Annotated in this window: 16 protein-coding genes; 13 read left to right on the forward strand and 3 right to left on the reverse strand. The window is 47.5% G+C overall.

Features of this window, described 5'->3' with window-relative positions:
- Window positions 1-77 precede the first annotated feature (77 nt).
- The 4 genes from KDN34_RS10160 (at window position 78) to KDN34_RS10170 (ending at window position 3,103) form a co-directional block, all read left to right on the forward strand.
- Window positions 78-347 (forward strand): YihD family protein, encoded by a 270-nt coding sequence (locus tag KDN34_RS10160; protein ID WP_212593680.1) that lies wholly within the window; start codon window positions 78-80, stop codon window positions 345-347.
- 279 nt (window positions 348-626) lie between these two features.
- Window positions 627-950, forward strand: coding sequence for a hypothetical protein (locus KDN34_RS10165; protein WP_212593681.1), 324 nt, complete (start codon window positions 627-629; stop codon window positions 948-950).
- 337 nt (window positions 951-1,287) lie between these two features.
- Window positions 1,288-1,503: a GDCCVxC domain-containing (seleno)protein gene (locus KDN34_RS17450; RefSeq protein WP_228730312.1), complete on the forward strand. Its 216-nt coding sequence runs from the start codon at window positions 1,288-1,290 to the stop codon at window positions 1,501-1,503.
- A 289-nt stretch (window positions 1,504-1,792) separates the two neighbouring features.
- Window positions 1,793-3,103, forward strand: coding sequence for a S10 family peptidase (locus KDN34_RS10170; protein ID WP_212593682.1), 1,311 nt, complete (start codon window positions 1,793-1,795; stop codon window positions 3,101-3,103).
- An 804-nt stretch (window positions 3,104-3,907) separates the two neighbouring features.
- On the opposite strand, the gene KDN34_RS10175 is transcribed toward KDN34_RS10170, so the two are convergent.
- Entirely contained in the window at window positions 3,908-5,701 is a 1,794-nt protein-coding gene (locus tag KDN34_RS10175) for a SulP family inorganic anion transporter (protein WP_212593683.1), read from the reverse strand.
- Window positions 5,702-5,954: 253 nt separating this feature from the next.
- Here KDN34_RS10175 and KDN34_RS10180 point away from each other — a divergent pair, with 253 nt between their 5' ends.
- The 7 genes from KDN34_RS10180 to pstB all read left to right on the forward strand — a co-directional run bounded on the left by KDN34_RS10180 (window position 5,955) and on the right by pstB (window position 13,558).
- The gene (locus tag KDN34_RS10180; RefSeq protein WP_228730313.1) at window positions 5,955-7,178 is read left to right on the forward strand and encodes a multidrug effflux MFS transporter; all 1,224 of its coding nucleotides are present in this window, start codon (window positions 5,955-5,957) and stop codon (window positions 7,176-7,178) included.
- A gap of 298 nt (window positions 7,179-7,476) precedes the next feature.
- The gene (locus KDN34_RS10185) at window positions 7,477-9,201 is read left to right on the forward strand and encodes an acetolactate synthase 3 large subunit (RefSeq protein ID WP_212593684.1); all 1,725 of its coding nucleotides are present in this window, start codon (window positions 7,477-7,479) and stop codon (window positions 9,199-9,201) included.
- Complete coding sequence (gene ilvN / locus KDN34_RS10190; RefSeq protein ID WP_212593685.1) at window positions 9,201-9,698, forward strand: acetolactate synthase small subunit; 498 nt, start codon at window positions 9,201-9,203, stop codon at window positions 9,696-9,698. The genes KDN34_RS10185 and ilvN overlap by 1 nt, the downstream gene beginning before the upstream one ends.
- A gap of 172 nt (window positions 9,699-9,870) precedes the next feature.
- Window positions 9,871-10,917, forward strand: a complete 1,047-nt coding sequence (gene pstS / locus KDN34_RS10195; RefSeq protein WP_212593686.1) for a phosphate ABC transporter substrate-binding protein PstS — start codon at window positions 9,871-9,873, stop codon at window positions 10,915-10,917.
- Between the two features lie 66 nt (window positions 10,918-10,983).
- Window positions 10,984-11,919 (forward strand): phosphate ABC transporter permease subunit PstC, encoded by a 936-nt coding sequence (gene pstC / locus KDN34_RS10200; protein ID WP_212593687.1) that lies wholly within the window; start codon window positions 10,984-10,986, stop codon window positions 11,917-11,919.
- Window positions 11,916-12,746: a phosphate ABC transporter permease PstA gene (gene pstA, locus KDN34_RS10205; RefSeq protein ID WP_212593688.1), complete on the forward strand. Its 831-nt coding sequence runs from the start codon at window positions 11,916-11,918 to the stop codon at window positions 12,744-12,746. The genes pstC and pstA overlap by 4 nt, the downstream gene beginning before the upstream one ends.
- Window positions 12,743-13,558 (forward strand): phosphate ABC transporter ATP-binding protein PstB, encoded by an 816-nt coding sequence (gene pstB / locus KDN34_RS10210; RefSeq protein ID WP_212593689.1) that lies wholly within the window; start codon window positions 12,743-12,745, stop codon window positions 13,556-13,558. Before pstA ends, pstB begins: the two co-directional genes overlap by 4 nt.
- Before the next feature lie 111 nt (window positions 13,559-13,669).
- On the opposite strand, the gene KDN34_RS10215 is transcribed toward pstB, so the two are convergent.
- A complete protein-coding gene (locus KDN34_RS10215; protein WP_212593690.1) occupies window positions 13,670-14,314 on the reverse strand; it encodes an MBL fold metallo-hydrolase in 645 nt (214 codons plus the stop codon).
- A gap of 219 nt (window positions 14,315-14,533) precedes the next feature.
- Here KDN34_RS10215 and KDN34_RS10220 point away from each other — a divergent pair, with 219 nt between their 5' ends.
- Both KDN34_RS10220 and KDN34_RS10225 read left to right on the forward strand, forming a co-directional pair.
- The gene (locus tag KDN34_RS10220) at window positions 14,534-15,820 is read left to right on the forward strand and encodes an alpha/beta fold hydrolase (protein ID WP_212593691.1); all 1,287 of its coding nucleotides are present in this window, start codon (window positions 14,534-14,536) and stop codon (window positions 15,818-15,820) included.
- A 210-nt stretch (window positions 15,821-16,030) separates the two neighbouring features.
- A complete protein-coding gene (locus KDN34_RS10225; protein ID WP_212593692.1) occupies window positions 16,031-16,228 on the forward strand; it encodes a DUF4250 domain-containing protein in 198 nt (65 codons plus the stop codon).
- Here KDN34_RS10225 and KDN34_RS10230 read toward each other — a convergent pair.
- Window positions 16,225-18,231, reverse strand: a complete 2,007-nt coding sequence (locus KDN34_RS10230) for a DNA topoisomerase III (RefSeq protein WP_212593693.1) — start codon at window positions 18,229-18,231, stop codon at window positions 16,225-16,227. The two genes, KDN34_RS10225 and KDN34_RS10230, sit on opposite strands and share 4 nt — an antisense overlap.
- Window positions 18,232-18,266: the final 35 nt, after the last annotated feature.

Below are 18,266 nucleotides of genomic sequence, written 5' to 3' on the forward strand. Positions count from 1 at the left end.
TGTTATTGCATGCTGTACTTTGCGAATACATGCTTCACTGTTATGTTGGTTACCATAACGCCTAAAAGGAGCCCACCATGAATTGTCACCGCATCAACGAATTGCTGGAATTACTCAATCCTGCCTGGCAAAAATCCTCTGAGCTGAATCTGCTGCAATTCATCGTACAACTGGCACAAGAAGCGGGTTACCAAGGCGAATTGCAGGACTTATCCGATGATGTATTAATCTATCATTTGAAAATGCGAGATGCCGATAAAAGTCAGCCTATTCCCGGGCTGCAAAAAGATTATGTCGCCGACTTTAAAACAGAAATTCTACGTGCCAGAGGAATGCTGGACGAATAATGCTTCCATGAATTTTCGCGCGGATATTAGATGATAAACGATATCTCCATATTTTCTTTTAAAATAACGCGCCTGAAATCTGCAGTTTACCTTCGCTGCGGCCGTGCATTGTTTATCCAAAATATCTACGATAAATTGATACAAAATTGACAGCTGTAATCTGCAAGCACTGACCTAGTCTTAAAATCGCACCTTGTTATCGAAAGGCGCACCTTATACGTGTCGTCGCTGGCAGCATTAAGCAACCGAAATTCAAACCACTTAATACATGGACGTTTTATGATCATTGTACTGATCACAGCCGTTGTGCTGTATTTTTCGATTCAGTTACTTCAGCGAGATCGTGCTGCAACAGACTTTGGCACCGCATTTACCATAGTGTTTGTCCCAGCGTTAATTATTTTTCTGGGAAACTTAGCAATTGGTTTATTGGGACTGCCACCACTGCTCACGTTTGTTCCCATGGCTTTGGCAATTGTCTCTATCTTTCTTATTTCCAAACACGCCTTTGAGTGGGGCAATAAAAAGTCGTTGATACTCACCGCGATTTACTTTCTTACGCTAGTGGTTTCTGAGGTCGGTATCACCCGGTTAGTGGCATGACAAGTCACTTGCCCCAGTAGTAAAAATACCAGCTCAAAACGCTTTTCCCGACATTGACGTTGAGCGGGCATTCGTCACCGCTGACGAGCGGTTATCTGATGAATATATTTTGAAATACATTAAATCAGACTCGACGCCGCACACAGAGGTAATAATGTCTTAACATTGCAAAATTAGAAGCCATGAATGCTTCAATGCACCATAACGAATTCAGCCTAGCAGTTGATGTCGCTATTGAATGATGCGTAATGATTTATACCCTGTTGTTTTGCATTGAATTTACTGCGAATCAAGTTAGTCTGTGGTGTAGTCACGTGAAGAAGGTATTGATAAAAAAATGACAACGTTAATTTTGACATCGGAGATTACTTGCCCCGAGTGTGGTTTCAAGAAACAAGAGCAAATGCCGACCAATGCCTGCATATTCTTTTACGAATGTACATCGTGTCATCAGCTATTAAAGCCAAATCCCGGCGACTGTTGTGTCTTCTGCTCGTTTGGCTCAGTAAAGTGCCCACCAATACAACAAGGGAAAAACTGTTGTTGTCATTGAGAACCACTTCCACCTCCGCTGGAATATGGCTAAAAGGCTAAGTTTCTATGCATCACACCAGCATTAGCCAAGTTAAACAACCAGAACGATGATAAAAAATTAGGGAAAAATGATGCGAAAAATTTTACTCATTGGCTGTCTGATTAGTAGCTTTCATCTGATGGCTGAAACGCCAAAAAGCACTGAGCCTAGTCCCTTGCTAGCAGTACCAGAAATTCAATCGTTCGTGACACAGCACAAAGGTGAATTTAACGGTACAACAATTAGTTATACAGCCACCGTAAGCAATATGCATTTGTATAATGATAAAGGTGACGTTATTGCTGATGCTGTCACTACCGCCTACGTGGCTGACAGTAAGCAACATCGTCCGGTCACGTTTGTGTTTAACGGTGGACCGGGGTCTGCGTCCATTTGGTTACACATGGGCATGTTTGGTCCCAAACTTGTGGTTGTTCCTAGCAACGCTCAAGATGCCGGGAATTCACCGTATCAAATTATTGATAACCATCTGAGTCCATTAGATAAAACCGACTTAGTCTTCATCGATCCTATCGGCACTGGATATAGCAAACTCGCAGGCAAAGGCAGTGCCAAGGATGTATGGGGCATGGAGGAAGATGCCAAATCCGTAAGCCAGATTGTGAAACGCTGGATTGCGAAAAACAACCGGTGGAACTCAGCAAAATATTTAGCGGGTGAAAGTTACGGAACGACTCGCGCTGCAGCAATGCAGCCGTATCTGGATGACGGTATGTCTCCTATCCGCATGAATGGTTTGATTTTAATTAGCCAAGCGCTGGATTATGAAGGCAGCACCCCCACCGCTGATAATATGATTTCCCATGTGACCTATTTGCCAACAATGGCTGCCACGGCTTGGTATCACCATAAAATTGACCAAACAAGTATCACGCTGCCAGCGTTAGTCGCAGAGGTAAAAGCCTTTGCGGTCAACACCTACCTCCCGGCGTTGTTTAAAGGGAGTGCATTGCCGCAAAATGAATTTGACGCTGTAGCAGAAAAACTCGCCTATTACACCGGACTGCCGCTGAAGCTGGTTAAACGGGCGAATTTACGCATTAATGCCAAACATCATGTGAAATTATTGATGGCAGATGAAGGTCTTGCCGTCGGTCGTTTGGATTCCCGCTATAGTAACGATGAACTTGATGATTTGGATTCATTCCCCAAATATGACGCAGCCAGTGTTGCCGTATCAGCCGCTTACAACGCCGCATTACGTCATTATTTTGCAACAGATCTTAAGGTTAGCTGGGACCGCGATTACGTGGTGAGTTCCAAAGAGGTAGATCATAACTGGGTTTATGATCGCACCCCGGGCCGTGAACCTCATTATGTTAATGCTGCTCATGCCTTGTCAGAAGAGATGCGTAAAAATCCCAGCCTGAAAATCCTGTTGGCTAGCGGTTATTTTGACTATGCCACGCCGTTCTTTGATGGCGAATATACTTTCGGACGATACGGTATCGATTTATCCCGAGTCACTCGTACTTATTATGAATCAGGCCACATGATCTATTTGCACAAACCGGATCGAGAAAAGCTGGCACATGATATTCACCAGTTTTACGAATAATAACCACCATTAAAACATTACAACCTGGTCAGATGCCCAACCGAAGGGTATCTGACGATTCCCTGCTACTGACATTGTCATTGTCACATGTAGTTGCGTAAGAGTTATTCAACACGAACGCGGTACAGTTTGCTGCAGAGGTTTAATGAATAAAGGAGAGATAACAGCGTTCACAGTGGGTTACAGCCAACGCACCACCAGATGATGAACAAATAACATAAGCCGCCATTCTCCGATATTGCATACATCGATTTAAAAACACATCAGCATGTCCTACAAATGGTAACCAGCTTTACCAGCTTATGGTTTTAACCTTCTTTAACACGAAAGTTTTGCATTGCCTCCGCGCATTTTGAGCCGCTATAGCGTCAACCATTTACGTTGTTAACTGGCGGCGAGGCTAACTTTACACTCTGATAAATAAGGGAAACCAACATCACATTCTTAAACAATAAAATAGCAAAATTGCGTTACATCAAATAATTCCATTCTCATCTATGGCAAAAACAACTAGGAGCATGTCGGTGTACTTGTAGCACTTTTCCGACGTTGCTGGGATTCAGGATAAATCTCAACGGCAGTTGATCATAAAAGGGAACGTACACTATGGATATCGCCATACTCACTGGATGCGCCATTTTGCTTGCGCTTAACTTATTATTCGCATGGCGAGCATTTACTAATCGACTGAATCTCACGCATGCTAAACGGTGTCTTTGGGTGATGGCTGGTCTGCTGTTAGGGCCAATCGGCTACTATGCATATGAAGGGCTATTACCTACAGAATTATTTTGCGAGGATTGACTACAGGATGGCGTGAACCAACACCTCATCCGGGTCTTCGGCCTTACGTAGTTGTGGGGCGATCCCCTGCTGCAGCGCTTGTTTATAATTTTGGTGCATCCTCACTGCCATTGTTAAGTCTGAACGAACAGTCAACTTTCCTTCACCACCAGTCTTTATCCCCGCCATTTCACACCATTTCAGTAACTCCCGTTTGCGTCCGGCTAGGATCAGATGAACACCTTGTTTATGTAACTGCTTATGTAATTCGTCAATCATAGACATCACACTGATATCCATGTGGCTAAAGCAGCTAACCGCATCAACAACCACACACTCTACCGGCACTTGCTGCTCGGTTATTCGGTGCAGTAATTGCCGCTTAAAATAGACGGCATTGAAATAGGTTAATGGCGAATTAAAGCGATAGATCAATATGCCAGGGATCGGCTTAGCTTTATCGGTTTTATCCAGACTCCGCAAAATCCCTTTCTGGCTGATCCCCAATAGTTGATCGGTCGGCCGCATCACCAAACGGATAAATTGAAACAACCCCAGTAACACCGCCAGGGTAATCCCTGGGATAATGCCAATGAATAACACCGCCAACAAAGTAATGGTTGCCAGCATAAATGCGCCATTATCACGTTTATGCAAACTCCAGACTGCACGAAAATCGATAAGGGAAATGGAGGCAATCACTAACACAACCCCCAGGGCTGGGGCAGGAATAAATTGCAACGGCGAAGTGAAAAACAACACAACGACGAGGATTAATACTGCACTGAAAACCGAAACTAACTGGCTTTTACCACCGTTGGCATCATTAACCGCTGTACGAGAGTCAGCACCACTGATCGCAAACCCCTGTGAGATAGCCGCAGCGATATTGGCAATGCCTAAAGCTCGAAACTCTTTATCAGCATCAATGTCGTAACCATTTTTGGCAGCAAAACTTCGGGCGGTGAGCATCATGCTGATAAAACTTACCATTGCCAAGTTCAGCGCGGGCATCACCATTTCACGCACAATACCTAAATCAAACACCGGGCTCTGAAATTCCGGAAATCCGCCTTTAGTTTCACCCACAATATCGACGCCATAATGCGCCACATTGGCGAACCATGACAATAAAGTCGCCCCAACAATCGCCACCATAGCTGCAGGCCACTGTGGCCTGAGCCACCGCGCTATCAGAAAAATGGCCAAAGTGATCAGCGCCACACCTAGGGTGGGCAGATGAGTCAATTGCAGGTACTCAACGGAATGATATAAACGCTCGAGCAAATAACGTTCCGTAAAAGTGAAGCCGCAAATATTGGCGGCCTGGCCGACAATAATGGTGATTGCCACACCATTAAGTAATCCCATTAGGATAGGCTTGGACAAAAACTCTGCCAAGACGCCGAAGCTAAAACGCGAGGCCAAGAGACACCAGAACCCCGTCATCAGCGTCATGGTCATCACTAATTGCCACTGACGTACCGGGTCGCCGCCAGCTAATGGCGTAACGACTGCTGCAATGACGGCACAGGTGGCCGCATCGGGGCCAACGATGAGCTGTTTTGACGTACCAAAGATCGCATACATCAACATAGGTAAGATGCAGGCATATAACCCGGCAACCGCGGTAACGCCGGTTAACTGTGCATAAGCGATTGCGACAGGTAACGCCACCGCGGTGACAGACAACGCTGCCCGCAAATCATCCTTCAGCCACTCACGTTGATACTGCAGTAGCCCGTCCAGTCCGGGAAACCATTGGGAGAACCGGGAATCTTGAGTGATGGCGGAAAAGGTGACTTTACTATCCATGTCGCTCCCGTCAGCCCATAAATAAAAGAGTTATTTTTATAAGTTATGACATGGAAATCGTCATGTTGCGAGAGCTAACCATTTCATTTGATAAAAATAAAAGCACTTCATTACGAAAGATGGTCATCAGCGGTTCTTTAAACGCATCATTCGCAGTTTGTAACACTCTTTGCGGTTGGCAGATAGCCAATGAGGCTTTACCATTGCTGTCCCGCAACGCTGGTCTCTGGCAAAGATTTATCTCGAGGTATTTTTGAATAACGCCGTTTCACCTTCACCAACAGAATTGGGGTTGCCGCTTTACCTCTTACTGCCCATGCTGGCGGCAATTATGGCAATTACGCCGCTGACGATTGATATGTATCTGCCCGCAATGGCGATTATTGCCGACAGTTTTCATTCCGACGTCACCACCGTACAGCAGTCGCTGAGTGTGTATCTGGCAGGTTATTCTATCGGCATGCTGACATTTGGGCCATTAGCGGATCGTATCGGTCGTCGTCCGCTGGTGATTGCCGGACTGTCAGGTTTTATGTTGTGCAGTATTGGGCTCGCCCTTTCGCCCTCATTACAGCTGTTTATGATATTGCGATTTGTACAAGCCTTTATCGGCGCCGCAGCCACGGTTGTTATCCCAGGTTACATCAAGGAAATCTACGGCGAAAATACTGCCAAAGGCATGTCATACGTCAGCCTGATTATGATGCTGGCACCGTTGTTGGCACCGAGTATTGGTAGCCTGATCCTTGGTTTTGGTCATTGGCCCCTGATCTTTATCATCCTGGCCATTTATGCGGGCGCACTATTGCTGCTGGTCAGCCTGAAACTGAAAATGGCCTCGGATGCCAAAGGTGCTCCGCATAGCACGCAATCATTTTTAGGCAACTACCGTATCGTGTTGTCACGGCCGGGTGTCAAACCCTATCTCGCCAGTGGTTTATTGTGCGCGTTAGCGTTTTTCTGCTATCTCACCGCCTCCCCGTTCGTTTATATGGAAGTATTCCATCTGAGCAAATCGCTGTTTGCCATTCTGTTCAGCTGTAACGTTGGAGCGCTGGCCATTGCCAACATTCTTAACTCTCGCTTAGTTGTGCGTTTTGGCCCCAGAAGAATGCTGGCGGTTGCGACCATGACTGGCACAGTATCGGCACTAGCATTGGTGACCGTTAATCTGCTGGGGCTGGAATATTACTGGACGGTCATTACCCTGGCACCACTGATGGGCTCAATGGGCATCATGTCGGTGAACTCTGATGCGATTGTGCTGATGAAGTTTAAACAGGAAACCGGCACGGCTACGGCTGTTATCGGAACACTACGCTTTGGCATAGGCGCGATGGCCGGCCCAATATTGGCGTTTTTCTATACCGGAACTGCCGTGCCTTTCGCCGCAATTATGTTAGCAGCCATTGTGCTAATTGGCGTGTGCCAATTATTTACAGGACCCGGCACACTAAAATCGCCAACAGCACCTTAAGCCCTCCCTCATATAGATAATTGCGACCTGGCAATATCGCGGCTAGGCACTGTCAGCAACAGGGAAATAACATAAAGTTGTGAAAATGTGATGCTGACAGGCTTGCATAATCGTCTTTTTTCAATATGATGAATCCTGTCCTTCAGGACAAGAACCCCCATCTTACAGGGTGGCAAGCCGCAATGGCCGGGTTCAGGGTGGCAGGAATTACCCTTCCTGCTAATTGTTAGAGCGATTACCGTCGCTGTAAAAGTTACTGTTTACCGTAACGGTATCTTCTTATCTTGAGGAAATTACAATGGAGATGCTTTCCGGCGCCAGCATGATCGTGCGTTCACTGATCGATGAAGGCGTTAAACATATCTTTGGCTACCCAGGTGGCTCCGTTCTAGACATTTACGACGCACTACACGAAAAATCCGATATTGAGCATATTCTGGTTCGCCATGAACAGGCCGCTGTGCATATGGCTGACGGCTACGCACGTGCCACCGGCAAAGTGGGCGTAGTACTGGTGACATCTGGTCCTGGTGCAACTAATGCGATTACCGGTATTGCCACCGCATATATGGATTCCGTGCCATTAGTGGTGTTGTCAGGTCAGGTGCCAAGCAATCTGATTGGTAATGATGCCTTTCAGGAATGCGACATGATTGGTATTTCCAGACCTGTGGTAAAACACAGCTTTCTGGTGACCGATCCACAAGAAATTCCCAATATCATTAAAAAGGCGTTTTACATTGCGTCCAGTGGCCGCCCAGGCCCAGTAGTGGTAGACCTGCCAAAAGATTGCCTGAATCCGGCAATTAAATATGAATACCAGTATCCTAAGAGCGTTAAGTTACGTTCGTATAACCCGACTATCTCGGGTCACAAGGGTCAGATCCGTCGAGGATTACAGGCATTATTGGAAGCCAAACAGCCAGTACTGTACGTTGGTGGAGGCGCCATAATTTCTGAATGCTCAGCGCAAATCCGCCAGCTGGCTGAAAAGCTTAACTTGCCTGTGGTAAACACCCTCATGGGTTTAGGCGCCTTCCCCGGCAGTCATCCGCAGAATCTGGGGATGTTGGGGATGCACGGTGTATATGAAGCCAATATGGCGATGCACAATTGCGATCTGATCTTTGGTATCGGTGTCCGGTTTGACGACCGCACAACCAACAATGTGGCCAAGTACTGCCCTAATGCCACTGTGATGCATATCGATATCGATCCCTCATCCATTTCTAAAACCGTGCATGCGGATATCCCAATTGTGGGTTCAGCTGACAATGTGCTGGATGAGATGCTGGAGCTGTTACGGGAACCTGAACTGTTTCCACAACAGGATACTGCCGCGCTGGAGAACTGGTGGCAACAGATCAACGGCTGGCGCGAACGCCATTGTCTGAATTATCAGAAATCCAGTGAACGCATCAAGCCACAACAAGTGGTAGAAATGCTGTATAAATTGACCCAGGGCGACGCCTATGTGGCCTCTGACGTAGGTCAGCATCAGATGTTTGCGGCGCTCTATTATCCGTTTGATAAACCTCGCCGTTGGATCAACTCCGGGGGTCTTGGCACCATGGGCTTTGGTCTGCCAGCAGCGATGGGCGTGAAGATGGCGCTGCCGGATGAAACCGTGGTGTGTGTGACCGGTGACGGCTCAATTCAGATGAATATCCAAGAACTGTCCACCGCCCTGCAATATGGCGTTCCGGTAAAAATCATCAACCTTAACAACCGTTTTCTGGGCATGGTTAAACAGTGGCAGGATATTATATATGCTGGCCGCCATTCTCAGTCTTACATGGACTCGGTGCCTAACTTCGCCAAGATTGCCGAAGCGTATGGTCATGTGGGTATGACCATCAGCAATCCAGCAGAGCTGGAAAGCAAACTGGCTGAAGCGCTGGCAATGACCGACAAACTGGTATTTGTTGATATCAGTGTCGATGAGACCGAACACGTTTACCCCATGCAGATCCGGGGTGGCGCGATGAGTGACATGTGGTTGAGCAAAACGGAGAAATGCTGATGAAACGCCGAATTATTTCTGTATTGATGGAAAACCAACCTGGCGCTTTGTCTCGAGTGGTTGGCCTGTTTTCTCAACGCGGTTATAACATTGAAACCTTGACCGTAGCGCCCACTGATGACGCAACCCTGTCACGGTTAACTGTCACCGTATTTGCAGATGATTTCATTCTGGAACAGATTGAAAAGCAACTGCATAAGCTGATTGACGTACTCAAGGTGTCCAATATCACTGAATCCAGTTATGTGGAACGCGAATTGGCACTGATCAAAGTCAAGGCAACCGGCGAAACCCGCGATGAAGTAAAACGGACTGCGGATATTTTTCGTGGCCAAATTGTCGATGTGACCCCAACGCTGTACACCATCCAGATGACAGGGACCAGTGAAAAGCTTGATGCTTTCGTCCAGTCACTGGCAGAAACAACAAAAGTTGTAGAAGTATCACGTTCAGGTATTGTCGGCCTCGCTCGTGGCGATAAATCCATGAAAGCTTAGACATTTATTTTAAACAACATCAATTTATCAAAAGCTCCCATGGGAGCTTTTGCTATTTTTTTACGCAAACCTGCAAAATATTTCAGCTTGTCACATAGCTGTCATTTAGCAATGTAAGAATGCTCACCGTCAATTAACCAAATGACGGAAAGTCACTTTTTAGGATTGCTATATGAACAACTTGCTTAAAGGCGCCCTGTTAGGTTGTACCATTGCCGCATCAGCTTCTGTATATGCAGATACTGTTATTAACGGTGCCGGTGCGACCTTCCCATACCCTGTCTATGCTAAGTGGGCAGAGCAATACAACAAGGAAACCGGTGTTAAGTTGAACTACCAAGCCATTGGCTCTGGTGGTGGTATCAAACAAATTATTGCCAAGACTGTAGATTTCGGTGCCTCTGACGCGCCGCTCGACAAAGCAAAACTGGACAAAGAAGGTCTGGTTCAATTCCCTGCGGTCATGGGCTCCATCGTTGCGGTAGTTAACCTGCCGGGTGTTAAGGCGGGTGAACTGAAACTGTCTGGCGCACTGCTGGCGGATATCTACCTGGGTAAAGTAAAAAGCTGGGATGACAAAGCCATTGCCGATCTGAACAGCGGCGTAAAACTGCCACACACTCCTATCTACACCGTACACCGTTCAGACGGTTCTGGTACTACTTACAACTTCACCGATTATCTGGCTCGCGTAAGCAGTGACTGGAAATCCAAAGTAGGTGTTGATAAAGAAGTTGCTTGGCCACAGGAAGCTCATCAGCTGGGCGGTAAAGGCAACGCCGGTGTCGCTAACTTCGTAAAACGTACTAAAGGCTCTATCGGTTACGTTGAGTACGCTTATGCCAAGACCAACAACCTGGCCTACACCCAAATGCAGAACCAAGCTGGCAAGTTTGTTCAGCCAACCATGGAAGCGTTCATGGCTGCTGCGGCAAACGCAGACTGGGCAAATGCTCCTGGCTTCAAACTGATCCTGAACGACCAGCCAGGTGCTGCTTCATGGCCAATGACAGCCGCAACCTTCATCCTGATGCATAAGTCTCAGGCCAACGAAGCCACAGCAAAAGAAGTGCTGAAGTTCTTCGAGTGGAGCTACGCCAACGGTGACGAACTGGCTTCGCAGCTGGAATACGTGCCAATGCCAGATAACGTTGTGAAGATGGTTGAAACCATGTGGCACAGCGATATCAAAACAGCTGGTGGCAAAGCTGTTTACTAAAAATTGCCGCAATATGGCCCTCGCTTCTCGCGAGGGCTTAGCTATTTCTGAAAAAGTTGTGACTTTATGACTGCAATATCATTGAGAACACTTCCCTGGCAGGGAGACGATATTTTCCGTCGTGCGTGTCTCGCCAGCGCGGGATTGATTTCCGTGTTGATGTTTGCCCTGCTGCTGTCGTTATGTATTGGTGCCTGGCCTGCACTGGATAAGTTCGGGCTGGGATTTTTTACCAGTAGTGAATGGAATCCGGTGACTAAAGAGTTTGGTGCCGCCAATGCTTTATATGGCACTTTGGTATCGTCTATCATCGCCGTCGCCCTCGCGCTGCCAGTAGGTGTGGGTGTGGCGATTTTCCTGTCTGAACTCTGCCCGGCTTGGTTATCCCGCCCCTTATCCATCGCGATTGAACTGCTGGCAGCCGTACCCAGCATTATCTATGGTATGTGGGGCCTGTTCGTATTTGCTCCCTGGTTCTCCGACGGTTTTCAAGTGTGGGCAGGAGAGCACCTGTCCGAGTTACCGGTTATTGGCGCATTGTTCAGCGGTCCGCCAATGGGGGTTGGTTTGCTGACATCAGGGATCATTCTCGCATTCATGATCCTGCCGATCCTGACTTCATTGATTAAAGAAGCCTTATCTACCGTCCCCAAGGTCTTACGTGAAGCAACATACGGCATTGGCGCAACCCAGTTTGAAGTGATTGTAAAAGTGTTACTGCCTGCTATCAAAGGTCCGATTTTTGGGGCATTGATCCTGGCGCTTGGCCGAGCCCTAGGCGAAACCATGGCAATCACCTTTGTGATCGGTGGTGCCCAAAGTATCGATTCCAGTCTATTTATGCCGGCAACGTCCATCTCCGCCACCATTGCAGAACAGTTCAATGAAGCCACAGGCGATATGCATATTTCCGCCTTGATTGGGTTGGGACTGGTACTGTTCATGATCACTTTCCTGGTGATGGGTTCTGCCCGCATTTTGTTGCGGAGGAAAGCTAAATGATCCGCAAATTTAAAAATCAACTATTCAAAGCCCTGTGTTTACTGGCCACGCTGATTGGTCTGGGCATTTTGGTACTTATCCTGTTTACCCTGTTCCAGAAAGGCATGGCAGGTATGAGCTGGAGTTTGTTTACCGAGATCACTCCCGGACCAGGTGGTGAAGGTGGTTTGGCCAATGCGATTGTCGGTAGCATCATCATGACCTTACTGGGTATTGTGATTGCCGCACCAATTGGCATTCTGGCCGGCACCTGGTTAGCGGAGTATGGCCAGAACTCCAAAACTGCTGACACTATTCGCTTCCTTAACGGCATGTTGATGAGTGCCCCCTCTATCCTTATCGGCCTGTTTGTTTACGAGATGGTAGTGGTATTTATGGGTCACTTCTCCGGTTGGGCGGGCGCTATTTCGTTGGCCATCATTGCGCTGCCAGTCATCATCAGTACCACTGAAGAGATGTTAAAGCTGGTGCCTGTCACCTTGCGTGAAGCAGGGGCTGGCCTCGGCACACCACGCTGGAAAGTTACCGTTAAATTGAGCTATCGCGCTGTCGGCACCGGCATAATCACTGGCATTCTGTTGTCAGTCGCTCGCATCAGTGGTGAAACGGCCCCGTTACTGTTCACCGCGCTCAATTCAAGTTTTATGACCGTCAATCCCAATGAGCCAATGGCAAACTTGCCGGTCACTATTTACCAATTTGCAATGAGTCCTTATGACTCCTGGAACCAACTGGCCTGGTCGGGCGCGCTGCTGATCACAATGGCCATTTTGTTTTTGAACATTATTTCTAGGGTACTGCCCCAGTTGAAAAAGCGGAGGTCATGATGAGTCTGGTCGCGCAATTAAAAGATTACAAACAACCCCAACAAGTAAAACCACTGGTACGTCGGATGGAAATTAAGGATCTGAATTTCTTCTATGGCAAAGACAAACAAGTATTGTTTGACGTCAATTTGCCAATCTATCAGAACCGGGTTACCGCAATGATCGGTCCATCGGGTTGTGGTAAATCTACCCTGCTCCGTTGTCTTAACCGTATTTATGAGTTGTATCCACATCAGTACGCAGAAGGCAGCATCACGCTGGGCGAAACGTCAGTGTTGGACCGCAAAGTCGACTTAAATGACCTGCGCGCCAAAATCGGCATGGTGTTTCAAAAGCCTACACCGTTTCCAATGAGCATCTATGACAACATCGCTTTTGGTATTAAGCTCTACGAACGATTGTCTAAAAAAGATATGGATCATCGCGTCAAAGAGGCGTTGCAGCAGGCTCAGTTATGGAATGAAGTAAAAGATAAGCTCCATAGCGATGCTTCAGGCTTGTCTGGTGGACAACAGCAACGGCTATGTATAGCACGTACTATCGCATTGAAACCAGATGTTATTCTGATGGACGAGCCGACTTCTGCCTTGGACCCAATCGCCACGCAGGGGATTGAAGAGCTGATAACTGAACTGCGAAAAAATTACACTATCGTGATTGTGACCCATAACATGCAACAAGCTGCCCGTATTTCCGATTTTACTGCCTTTATGTATTTGGGTGAGCTGATTGAATTCGGTGAAACTAAACAGGTATTCCAGCAACCGGTAAACGACCGCACCCGCAATTATGTAAGTGGTACTTTCGGTTAATTGCGATGTTGAGCAAAGCGCTGCGGGCTTTACCATTTCACTATCTGTAGTTTGCTTTATAGACAAAAACGCCAGCGAAAAAGATGCTGGCGTTTTTGTGCAACTAAGGGCTTATTTTAATAATTGATCTGCCACAAACGGGTTACTCTGCCGCTCTTCACCAAAGGTGGACATCGGGCCATGCCCTGGCACAAAACTGGTATCGTTCCCCAGTGGCCATAATTTATTGCAGATAGAATCAATCAACGCCTGATAACTGGAGCCGGGAAAGTCCGTGCGGCCAATCGAGCCACGGAACAACACATCGCCAACAAATGCCAGTTTGTCCGCTTCGGACCAGAACACCACATGACCAGGTGTATGACCAGGACAGTGATACACCTTCAGCACGGTATTACCGACGGTCACTTCATCACCATCATCCAGATACCTATCGGATTCAAACGCAATGCTCGGCGGGAAACCAAATTTCTGACTTTGAATAGGCAACTGTTCCAGCCACATTTTATCTGCGATATGGGGGCCGATAATAGGTAACTGTTGTTCGGCGGCGAGTTTTGCTGCACCACCGACATGATCAATATGCCCGTGAGTTAACAGGATTTTTTCCAGTGTTAATCCATGTTCATGAACGGCATCCAATATCCGATCAATATTGCCACCGGGGTCCACGACTGCAGCTTTAAGCGTCTGCTCACACCAAATCAAACTACAATTCTGCTGAAACGGGGTTACGGGAATTATTTGAAATTTCATTTTGCTTGTTACTCTCAGGTTTTATCTATCCTTGATAAACGGCTTTATCATCTAATAGTCACCGCCATCAAAGTTTGATCTAAACCGTAAAAGCTATAAGTAGATTACCAGTTTAACTTTTACCAACAATGATTGCCCGGCTAATTTGGCCTATGCAGGCCACGAGAGCTAAATTCAGTGTACAATCGCCGACAATTTCATCCCTAGGTGAGACTATCAATGCACAACATCGCACAGATAGAAGGCATACATTGCCACAAACACTTTTTCACGCTGCCACTGGATTACTCGCGGCCGCAAGGCCCTACCATCAGTGTGTTTGCACGCGAATTGCGCGGATTACAAACAAACGCCGAATCACTGCCAATCTTATTGTATTTTCAGGGTGGCCCAGGATTCGCCGCACAACGTCCGCTTGCAAATAGTGGCTGGATTAAACGAGCGTTGCAGGAATATCGGGTGTTATTACTGGACCAGCGTGGCACCGGACTGTCATCGCCCGTCAGCTTTCGCTCGTTAGCCGGAATGACTGCCAGCGAACAGGCCCAATATCTTAGCCATTTTCGCGCCGACAATATCGTGCGGGATGCTGAAGCCATACGTCAGCACCTTTGCCCTGATACGCCTTGGAGCGTGTTAGGTCAGAGCTTCGGCGGCTTTTGTATTTTGCGTTACCTGAGCAGCGCTGCTCATGGTTTAAAAGAAGCCTATATTACCGGAGGCATTCCATCGCTATCACGCAGTGCTGATGAGGTATACCGGGCGACCTACAGCCGAGTACTCACTAAAAACCGGGACTTTTTCCGGCGTTTCCCTGATGCCCAGCCGTTACTAAACACGCTTGCTGATCATCTGCGGACCCATGAGGAGTATCTGCCGAATGGAGATCTACTCACAGTGGAAATGTTGCAATTGCTGGGCATTAATCTGGGGATGATGCAAGGTGCAGAAGCCGTTTATTATTTGCTAGAACAAGCATTAATTGATGGTCCTGAAGCTAAAATAGTTAATCCAATATTTGCTGACCACTTTACCCAGCTACTGAGTTATCACACCAACCCGTTATATGTCCTACTGCATGAAGCCATTTATTGCCAGCAGTCTTCTTCCAATTGGGCAGCGCATCGCATACGTGCGGAATATCCTGAATTTTCACCAGATGCCAGCGATTTGTTGCTTACTGGTGAGATGGTATATCCGTGGATGATGCAGCAGATCAGCAATTTACAACCCTTGCAGCCTTGTGCCGAACTATTGGCATCCAAACAAGACTGGCCAATGCTATATGATGCCCGAGCGCTGGCGAGCAATACCGTACCGGTCACCGCAGCCATTTATAGCGAAGATATGTATGTGGAACGGGAGTTCAGTCTGGAAACCGCAGCGAGCGTTGCGCATCTAAAATACTGGCTGACCTCTGAATATGAACATAACGGTATCCGTATGGACGGTGAACATATCCTTGATCGCTTAATCGCACTCAATCGTGGCCATCAATTACGTTAATTTTAACGTTGTTTAATGAGCAAACGGCCTACCGAAGACAGTAGCATAGCCAGCTTGCCGCCAATTTGAGAAATGTGTTTAAGGTCTGCTCATAAGGCAGGCCTTTTTGTTGGGCGTGACTTGTCCTAAATAAGGTAAAAGCTCAATTATCACCCGATTACTGTTGTGGTAATGACTATGCTTAAAAGATGCTAACGGAGGCCGCTGAATATGCCAGAACTACAACAATTACCTGCCGAAATTCTCCTCGGCATCATCAATGAAAAATTGCGTTTGTATTGTAAGAACCAGCAGGAATTACTCTACGATATCGATATTTCGCCACAACAGTTGGAGCAAAAACTTAACCAGCTAGGCTATGAATATGATGTCGTGGCCAACCAATATCGAAAAATGCGCGATAATTAAATCTCTTGGGTGCGGCGCTGCTGATTTGAAGAGACAGATGCCGATGATTTCCGTCCTCGTGTACGCCGGCCAGCGGTCGGCTTCTTGCCTGGATAACGCCTGCCAGTGTTGGTTTTCGCACGTTGATGGGCAACTTTGATCCCACTAAGTGCGCTTGGTAATGACGCCTGAGCGGCCGCGACCAATCCCGCTAGCTGTTCAGTCAGTGGTAGCATAAAATCCTGATATCGCATTTCGCGCCGACTCATCGCTTCCAAACTACTTTCCCACTTAGCCGTCATATCTGGCGTAGTCGCCACTTCTGGCAAACTATGGATCAGCCCGTTGCCCGCAGCTGTTGCCAGGATATTTTTGCCCTGTCGCTGTAAAAAACCACGTTTGAATAGCAGTTCAATAATCCCAGCACGAGTAGCTTCGGTGCCTAAACCATCAGTATCCTTCAACACTTTACGGATCTGCGGATCAGTGACAAATCGGCTAATTCCCGTCATTGCCGCCAACAATGTCGCATCAGTGAAATGCTTTGGTGGCTGAGTCATTTTCTCCAGCAATTGCCCTTCCAAGCAATGTAAGTGTTGCCCTGCTTTTAACGGTGGTAACAGACCCGCTTCACTGTCACTGTCTTCATCGGCGTTTACTTCTCGACGAAACAGCTGCCTCCAGCCTAACTGTTGTTCCTGTTTACTTTTGGCAACAAAGCTCCCACCCGCAATGTCCAGTTTTACTTCGGTTTCCAGATAACGATAATGAGGATAAAACTGCGCCAGATACTGCCGCGCCACTTGTAGATAAACTTGACGTTCACGCACTGACAAGCTTTCAAGTTTGGCCACTTTTGCAGTCGGAATAATGGCGTGGTGCGCATCAACTTTACTATCATCCCAAGCTTTGGACTTTAATTGGGCGTCCGGAGCATCGCACCCATGGAGTAACTCCGCTGCACCATGGTGAATTGCGGTTAACACATTGGCAGCATCGTAAAATTGTGCGCTCGGCAGGTGGCGACTATCAGATCTGGGATAGGTCAACAGCTTATGTCGCTCATACAACGACTGCGCCGTATCCAGCACCTCTTTAGCACTCATCCCAAAGCGCTTATTGCAATCTATCTGCAGTGCCGACAAACTGTAAGGCAACGGCGGAGCCTGCCGTTTGGGCTTTTCATCCACCGCAATAACCGTGGCTGGCTGACCATGAATACGGCGGATAACATTCTCCGCTAACCCCTTAGCTAAGACTCGTCCATCGCCATCCATCCACGGCTGGCAGGCCTCACTTGGCTGCCAATGTGCGCAAAACCCAGCGCCATCATCACATTGCAGATGCGCCAATACACCATAAAACGGCTTTGGCTCAAACGCAGCAATCTCTTCATCGCGACGCACAACTAGTCCCAATAGTGGTGTCTGTACCCGCCCGACCGATAACACCCCTTGATAGCCTACCTTGCGACCTTGAAGCGTATAAGCGCGAGACAGATTCATGCCATACAACCAATCTGCACGACTACGAGCCAGCGCCGATGTTGATATTGGGACAAACTCGTGGTTAGCGCGCATCTGCTGCAGCGCCCGATTGACCGCCTGCGGGTTGAGATCATTAATCAACAACCGCTTAGCCAGCTGCTGCTTTTCATGACTGGTGCCCAGGTATGACAGCACTTCATCCACCAGCAACTGTCCTTCCCGATCCGGGTCGCCAGCATGCACCAACGTATCCGCCTGCTTTATCAATTTTTTGAGGATACTTAATTGCGTGCGACTGCCTTTTTTCGGCAATAATTGCCATTGCTCCGGCACTATCGGCAGATGTTCCAATTTCCAGGATTTATATTGCGGATCGTAGGCTTCTGGCGTTGCCTGCTCCAGCAGATGACCAATACACCAGGAAACACAATCCCCATTGGCGGCTTCAATATAGCCATCATGTTTACGTTGCGGTTTGGGTAATGCGTCGGCAATTGCACGTCCCAAACTGGGTTTTTCCGCAATATAGAGGATCATTATCGTGTATTTACTGTATATAATTACAGTAAATT

It is taken from the genome of Shewanella yunxiaonensis (assembly GCF_018223345.1).
GTDB lineage: Bacteria > Pseudomonadota > Gammaproteobacteria > Enterobacterales > Shewanellaceae > Shewanella > Shewanella yunxiaonensis.